At 69.4% G+C, this 6,000-nt stretch carries 8 protein-coding genes; all 8 read left to right on the forward strand.

All coding sequences use genetic code 11. From position 1 onward, the window contains the following. Positions 1-189 precede the first annotated feature (189 nt). The 8 genes from ACH5HR_RS02760 to ACH5HR_RS02795 all read left to right on the forward strand — a co-directional run bounded on the left by ACH5HR_RS02760 (position 190) and on the right by ACH5HR_RS02795 (position 5,883). Positions 190-1,656: a terminase large subunit domain-containing protein gene (locus ACH5HR_RS02760; protein WP_416476114.1), complete on the forward strand. Its 1,467-nt coding sequence runs from the start codon at positions 190-192 to the stop codon at positions 1,654-1,656. Then, the gene (locus ACH5HR_RS02765) at positions 1,653-2,978 is read left to right on the forward strand and encodes a phage portal protein (protein ID WP_416476115.1); all 1,326 of its coding nucleotides are present in this window, start codon (positions 1,653-1,655) and stop codon (positions 2,976-2,978) included. Before ACH5HR_RS02760 ends, ACH5HR_RS02765 begins: the two co-directional genes overlap by 4 nt. Next, positions 2,975-3,583 (forward strand): putative phage head morphogenesis protein, encoded by a 609-nt coding sequence (locus ACH5HR_RS02770; RefSeq protein WP_416476117.1) that lies wholly within the window; start codon positions 2,975-2,977, stop codon positions 3,581-3,583. Before ACH5HR_RS02765 ends, ACH5HR_RS02770 begins: the two co-directional genes overlap by 4 nt. Continuing rightward, positions 3,580-4,014, forward strand: a complete 435-nt coding sequence (locus ACH5HR_RS02775) for a hypothetical protein (protein WP_416476119.1) — start codon at positions 3,580-3,582, stop codon at positions 4,012-4,014. Before ACH5HR_RS02770 ends, ACH5HR_RS02775 begins: the two co-directional genes overlap by 4 nt. 13 nt (positions 4,015-4,027) lie before the next feature. Beyond that, positions 4,028-4,177 (forward strand): hypothetical protein, encoded by a 150-nt coding sequence (locus tag ACH5HR_RS02780; protein ID WP_416476120.1) that lies wholly within the window; start codon positions 4,028-4,030, stop codon positions 4,175-4,177. 106 nt (positions 4,178-4,283) lie between these two features. After that, the gene (locus ACH5HR_RS02785; RefSeq protein WP_416476122.1) at positions 4,284-5,159 is read left to right on the forward strand and encodes a phage major capsid protein; all 876 of its coding nucleotides are present in this window, start codon (positions 4,284-4,286) and stop codon (positions 5,157-5,159) included. Next, positions 5,159-5,482, forward strand: coding sequence for a hypothetical protein (locus ACH5HR_RS02790; RefSeq protein WP_416476124.1), 324 nt, complete (start codon positions 5,159-5,161; stop codon positions 5,480-5,482). Before ACH5HR_RS02785 ends, ACH5HR_RS02790 begins: the two co-directional genes overlap by 1 nt. Then, positions 5,482-5,883 carry a DUF6093 family protein gene (locus ACH5HR_RS02795; RefSeq protein ID WP_416476125.1) on the forward strand — a complete coding sequence of 134 codons (402 nt, stop codon included), beginning with the start codon at positions 5,482-5,484 and terminating at the stop codon, positions 5,881-5,883. Before ACH5HR_RS02790 ends, ACH5HR_RS02795 begins: the two co-directional genes overlap by 1 nt. The last annotated feature ends 117 nt before the right edge of the window (positions 5,884-6,000 follow it).

Below are 6,000 nucleotides of genomic sequence, written 5' to 3' on the forward strand. Positions count from 1 at the left end.
AGCCGCTTGGCAGCGACGTGCCGAGGGCAAGCCCATTCGATTGCAAGACGTTGACGTTGTGTGCCGCTCCTGCAACTCCAAGCGCGGGCGAGCACGACCCACGGGGGATGGGGTACAGGGCAGGTCACAGCACCCACGGTGGAAGGCAAAGTTTCCGACTCACTCTGGCGCGGAAGGCGGGTGGACCGCATGAAGGCAGGCCCGAAGCGTCCCGTGACCGCTCCTGCGCTGACGTTCGACGACCTTCCGCCGCGTGGGTGGAAGCGCGTGGATGCGTTCGCGAAGGAGTACCTGCGGGTGCCCAAGGGCACGGGAGCCAAGGAGCCGTTTCGGCTGCGCAAGTGGCAGCTCGACATCGTCAAGGGCCTGTACCCGCAGCGTGGGCAGCGTCCGCGTCAGGGCCTGTTGTCCATGCCGCGAGGCAACGGCAAGACGGGTCTCGCGGCCGTGCTGGGTGCCTACGGTCTGTTCGCTGACGGGGTCGAGGGTGCCCAGGTGCTCATCGTCGCGTCGGACGAGCGGCAAGCGGGGCACGTGTTCCGGGCGGTGCGCCGGATGATCGAGCTGGAGCCCCGGCTCGAGGAGCAGGTGCAGATCTACGCGGACCGCATCTACGTGCCGAACACCGACAGCGAGCTACGGACCCTGCCCGCCGAGCCTGGCGCGCTCCAGGGCTGGGACCCGTCGCTGATGATCGTGGACGAGCTGCACGTGGTCACCGAGGCCGTGTGGGAGGCCGTGACGTCGGCCGCCGGCAAGCGCGAGACGTCCCTGACGCTGGCGATCTCCACCCCGGCGGACAGCCCCGAGAGCATCATGTGGCGACTCGTGGAGTGGGGCCGTGAGGGTGCTGACTCGTCGTTCTACTACCAGGAGTATTCGGCCCCCGACGGGTGCGCCCTGGACGACGAGAAGGCGTGGAAGATCGCGAACCCCGCGCTGGGTGACTTCCTGCACGCCGACGCGCTGCGGGCCACGCTCAAGACGACCCGTGAACCGGCGTTCCGTCGCTACCGGCTCGGGCAGTGGGTCGGGCAGGCGGAGGGCTGGCTGCCGTGGGGGCAGTGGGACTCGTGCGCTGCACCGGACCGCCTGGTGGCCGACGGCGAGCGTGTGGTGCTGGCGTTCGACGGGTCCGCGTCGGGCGACTCCACGGCACTGGTGGGCTGCACCGTCGGCCCGGACCCGCACGTGTTCGTGGTCGACGTGTGGGCCAACCCTGGCGAGCGAGGCTGGCGTGTCCCGCGCGGGCAGGTGGACCAGGTCGTGGCTGCCGCGTTCGACCGGTGGGACGTCGTGGAGCTGGCGTGCGACCCGTGGGGCTGGCGCTCGGAGATCGAGTCATGGTCCAAGCGCCACGGGGAGAAGAAAGTCCTGGAGTGGAACACCGCTCACGCCGGACGAATGGCCCCGGCCACGGACCGGCTCTATCAGGCGACCGCTACTGAGGCGATGACGCACGACGCCGACGCGCGAATGGCGGCACACGTCGCCAACTGCAAGGCGAAGTCCACCCCGATGGGCGACCTCGTGACCAAGGACAAGCGTGGATCGCCCCGAAAGATCGACGCAGCAGTAGCCGCCATCGTCGCGTTCGACCGCGCGGCATGGCATTCCAACAAGTCAACCCGAAAGAGAGCAGTGAGTTTCCGATGAGCGATCTTCTGAAGAACCTGAACGACAAGCTGGACACGACCGCCCCGACCCTGGCGACCCTGGACAAGTACTGGCACGGCACCCAGCCCGCCGCGTTCCTGTCGTCCGACTCCCGCGAGGCCCTGGGTGAAAAGTTCCGGCTCCTGGCGGTCAACTTTCCGCGCCTGGCCGTGGAGTCCCTGTCCGAACGCCTGCGCGTCACCGGCTTTCGTCTCGACGGCCCCGACGGTGACCCGGACGAGGCCCTGTGGCAGACCTGGCGACGCAACCGGATGGAGGACGCCGCCGCTCAGGCGCACACCGACGCCCTGGTCTACGGCCGGTCGTTCGTCATCGTGTGGGCGGGCGCGAACGGTCAGCCGCTGGTCACGGTGGAGTCCCCGCGTCAGGTGGCCGTCCTGCGCGACCCGGCGACCCGTGAGGTCACCGCCGCCGTCAAGCGCTGGCACGCCGACGGACGCGGCCACGCGGTGCTCTACGGCCCGGACAAGATCACCCGGTACGTCTCCCAGGCCCGCGTCACCGACGGGGGCTCGCTGCCCTCGACCGGCTGGGACGTCGTCAGCGAGATCCCCAACCCGCTGGGCGTGGTCCCGGTCGTGCCGATCACGAACCGGGGCCGTCTGCTGGACGTAGACGGCGTGAGCGAGATGGCCGACGTGCTCGACCTGGCCGACGCCCTGAACAAGCTGGTGCTCGACATGATGGTCACGAGCGAGCACTACGCACGCCCGCGCCGTTGGGCCACGGGCCTGGAGATCGCCGAGGATAGCGAGGGCAACCCCGTCAAGCCGTTCTCCGTGGCGCTGGACGACATCTGGCAGGCCGAGGACCCCGGTACCAAGTTCGGTCAGTTCGACGCCACTGGCCTGGCCGGGTACACCGACGCCGTGGCGCTCCTGACCCAGCAGATCGGCGCGTTGACCGGCCTGCCGCCGCACTACCTCGGACTCAACGGCGATCAGCCCCCGAGCGCCGACGCGATCCGGTCGGCTGAGGCATCGCTGGTGTCTCGCGCCTACGCCCTGCACCGCACGTTCGGGCAGGCGTGGGCCGACGTCGCCCGCCTCATCGTGGCCGTGCGTGACGGGTCCGACCCCGCCGTCCTGGACGTCGAGACCGTGTGGGCCAACCCCGAAACCCGGACCCCGGCACAGGCCGCTGACGCCGCCGCCAAGCTCGTGGGTGTCGGTGTGCCGCTGCCCGTGGTGCTCGAGGATCAGATGGGCTACACGCCCGCCCAGGTTGACCGTGTCCGTGAGGCCATCCGCACGCAGGCGCTCGACACCGCCGGCGTCGACCTGGCGGCGCTCGCCTCGTGACCTACAGGGAAGCGCTGAAGAACCTCAGCGGAGACACCGAGGCCCGCGTGCTGGCCGTGTACGCGGCCCTTGAGGCGGGAGACATCGCGCCCGAGGCCGCAGCAGCAGTCATCGCGGCTCTGGTGACCAAGGGCAACGCCCGTGCCGTGGGTCTCGCGGACGTGGCCCTGGCCGCGAACCTCACGGTCGCGCTCAGGAGGCCCGTAGCCACGCTCGGGCTGTCACTGCCCATCGGGGAGCCCAAGCGGCTGCACAAGGCCGCCAGCACGCTCCTGGGGATCGACGGGATCACTCCCGAGCGGGTCGCCCGCCTGGGACGCGTGGAGCCCCTGGAGACCGGACAGCGGGCCTACGCCGATGGCGTCGCCCGTAGCGGCGTGGTCACCGGCTGGGTCCGCAACATGGACGGCGACCCGTGCCAGCTCTGCAAGTGGTGGTCACGCGACGGCCGCGTATGGCCCGCTGACCACCCGTTCCAGCACCACAAGGGCTGCTCATGCACCCAGACCATCGTCCACGTCGAACGCATCCAAGAGACCGCAGCGGGCCGCAGAGAGCGATACGCCCGTGAAGCCGCAGCCAACACCCGGAGGTACAACCCATGACCGCAGACATCGAGAGCACCGAGACCGCCACCGAGGACACCGCCCCGGAGACGCCCGAAGTCGAGACCACCGAGCCGGAGACTCCCGGCGAGACCGAGACCGAGCCGGAGACCTTCCCGCGCGAGTACGTCCAGAAGCTGCGCGACGAGTCCGCGAAGTACCGCCAGCGCGCCGGGAAGACCGACGAGCTGGCCAAGCGTCTGCACACGTCCCTCGTGGCCGCCACGGGCCGCCTGGCGGACCCGAGCGATCTGCCCTACGACGAGGCCCACCTGGACGACGAGGAAGCCCTCACCGCCGCTGTGGACGCCCTCCTGGCCTCCAAGCCGCACCTGGCCTCCCGCAAGCCGATGGGCGACGTCGGGCAGGGCGCGTCCGGCGATGGCAACGTGGTGGGCCTGGCCGGACTTCTCCGGGCCGGAGCCGCCTAAGAGGGGATAGACGATGGGCCATCGCGAAGAAGCGCTGATCAACCTCGGTCGGGCTAAGGAAGGGGACACGAAAGCCCTCGCGCTTGCTCAGGTCTACGCGACGCTGGCGGTTCTCGACGCGGTCGCTGAGGTCAGCGAAACACTGAGTAGCATGAGCGAGTGATACCCCCATAGGGTATGCTGGAGGGGTCGGGCCTGGTGCCCGGCCCCTTCGCTTTGTGGATCTGGCATCCAAGCGTGAATCCCACTCACACGTCTTGGAGAACATCATGGCTATTTCCACCAGCACCGCCGCAGAGCTCACGCAGGAGCAGGTCCAGTCCATCCTCGTGCAGCCCCTTGAGGCCGCGAGCGTGTTCCTCGCGTCCGGCCCTCGCATCTTCGACACCAACGGCTCGAGCGTCCGCATCCCCAAGCTGGGCGGCGAGACCTCCCCGTCGTGGCACGGACAGGGCGAGCAGATCGACGAGGTCAACCCGACCTTCGACGAGATCGTGCTCCTGCCCGACACCATGCAGTCCGTCAAGACGCTGACCCGGTTCTCCAACGAGCTGGCCCGCCAGTCCGTCGTGAGCCTGGACGCCGCGCTGCGCGACCGCCTGGTGCGCGACGTCGCCACGGCCCTGGACCGCGAGTTCGTCGCCGGGACGACCACGGACGGCACCAAGCCCCTGGGCCTGATCAACTACGACGGCCGCCAGTCGATCACCGGCGTGGGCGCTGCGACCGTGGACGACCTCCACGACGCCGAGGGTGCCGCCCTGGGCGCCGACGTCGACCCGGCCGGTCTGCGCTGGATGCTTAACCCGCGCGACTTCGTGGCCATCCGCAAGCTGAAGGACACCCAGGGCCGCTACCTCGTGCAGCCCGACGTGACCGCGTCCGGTGGCTACACGCTGCTCGGGCACGGCGTCACCGTCACCAGCCGCATCCCGGCGAACCTGGGCACCGGCACCGACGAGTCTGTCATCGTGCTCTGGGACCCCACCCAGGTGGCCGTCGCCCGCGACATGGCGCCCTCGGTCAAGATCCTGGACCAGACGTTCGGGGACTTCGACCAGCAGGCCATCCGCGTGGTTGCCCGCTACGACGCCAAGCCGCTCAACGCGGAGGCCGTCGTGACGCTGGAGGGCGTGACTGCCTGATGGCTGCTCCCACCGCTCAGACGGTGGCTGACTACCTCGGTCAGGGTGACGACAGTGGCCTCGTCACCCTGGCCGGGGTTCATCTGCCCATCGTGACCGCGTTCATCCGCGCGTACACGCGCGGCAACGGCTTCGACGAGTCCGGCATCCCCGGCCCCGACATCGAGGCCGTCATCACGTCCGCTACCGCACGGCTCACGGTCAACCCGGAGCAGACGAAGCGGATGCAGATCGACGACTACTCCGAGACGCCCGCCACCCTCAACGGGTTCACGCTGCCGGAGTTGGCCATCCTGCACCTGTACCGCCGGCGGACCGCCTGATGGCCGCCGCCGACCTCGTCCGCAGGGGACGTGCTGCCGCTGCCCGGTACATGGCCAAGACCGGGACCGTGGTCGAGCTGGGCCGCAACACGGGAGCACTCGACCCGGTGACCTACGAGCCGATCATGACGATCGTCTACAGCGGCCCCGGTCGCGTGCAGACCTACGAGCCTCACGAGCGGGACGTCGAGGTGGGCGGGGGATCGGTGACGGTGCAGCGGTACTCGGTACACCTGCCAGTCGGCCCGTTCGCTCCCGAGGTCGGCGACCAGATTGAGGTCATCGCGAGCCCGCTCGACCCCAACCTGGTGGGCCGGTTGTTCCTGGTCCGTGCGCTCATGCACAAGAGCGCCGCCACGGCCTACCGGCTGGGCGTGGACGACACCGACGACGGGTCCTAGCGCGACCGAGTCCGCAGAAAGTCCGCAAGAGGTCCGCAACGGCCACGATCTGGCCGTTGCGGACCAACGCCGGAACCGCGAGATTCCAACGTTCCCGATACTCCCCCACGACTACCA

This window comes from Isoptericola maris, assembly GCF_048065335.1.
Classification (GTDB): domain Bacteria; phylum Actinomycetota; class Actinomycetes; order Actinomycetales; family Cellulomonadaceae; genus Isoptericola; species Isoptericola rhizosphaerae.

Bases quoted from the DNA above. Each gene is read 5' to 3' on its own strand.
- ACH5HR_RS02780 (WP_416476120.1), top strand. From the start codon at position 4,028: ATGGGCCATCGCGAAGAAGCGCTGATCAACCTCGGTCGGGCTAAGGAA.
- ACH5HR_RS02790 (WP_416476124.1), top strand. From the start codon at position 5,159: ATGGCTGCTCCCACCGCTCAGACGGTGGCTGACTACCTCGGTCAGGGT.
- ACH5HR_RS02795 (WP_416476125.1), top strand. From the start codon at position 5,482: ATGGCCGCCGCCGACCTCGTCCGCAGGGGACGTGCTGCCGCTGCCCGG.
- ACH5HR_RS02785 (WP_416476122.1), top strand. From the start codon at position 4,284: ATGGCTATTTCCACCAGCACCGCCGCAGAGCTCACGCAGGAGCAGGTC.
- ACH5HR_RS02775 (WP_416476119.1), top strand. From the start codon at position 3,580: ATGACCGCAGACATCGAGAGCACCGAGACCGCCACCGAGGACACCGCC.
- ACH5HR_RS02765 (WP_416476115.1), top strand. From the start codon at position 1,653: ATGAGCGATCTTCTGAAGAACCTGAACGACAAGCTGGACACGACCGCC.
- ACH5HR_RS02760 (WP_416476114.1), top strand. From the start codon at position 190: ATGAAGGCAGGCCCGAAGCGTCCCGTGACCGCTCCTGCGCTGACGTTC.